Annotated in this window: 1 protein-coding gene; it reads left to right on the top strand. The window is 65.7% G+C overall.

The window, feature by feature from the left end; genetic code table 11:
- Positions 1–309: alpha-galactosidase (locus CWC14_RS18970; RefSeq protein ID WP_171036914.1), on the top strand; the 309-nt coding region annotated here is incomplete at both ends.

Below are 309 nucleotides of genomic sequence, written 5' to 3'. Positions count from 1 at the left end.
AGGTTTCAGCGAGCAGCGTGGCGAAGTCATCACCGCGCATCTGGCGTGGAGCGGCAACCATCGCGCCCTGATCGAGCGTCAATTCGATGGCAGCACCCAATTGCAGATGGGCGCCCTGCTGCTGCCTGGCGAGCAGATGCTGGCCGCCGGCGACAGCGTGACCACCCCGGAAGTGGTGATGGCCTGGTCGGATACGGGCATCAATGGCGCCAGCCAGCGCATGCATCGCACCCTGCGCGCGCGCCTTGACTGGCCGGTGGCCGACAAGCCGCGTCCGGTACACGTCAACACCTGGGAAGCACTCTACTT

It is taken from the genome of Pseudoalteromonas sp. S3260 (genome assembly GCF_005886925.1).
GTDB classification, from domain to species: Bacteria; Pseudomonadota; Gammaproteobacteria; order Enterobacterales; family Alteromonadaceae; genus Pseudoalteromonas; species Pseudoalteromonas tetraodonis.
The sequence above is the reverse complement of the archived record's forward strand: the minus strand, read 5'-3'. Positions and strand labels throughout refer to the sequence as shown.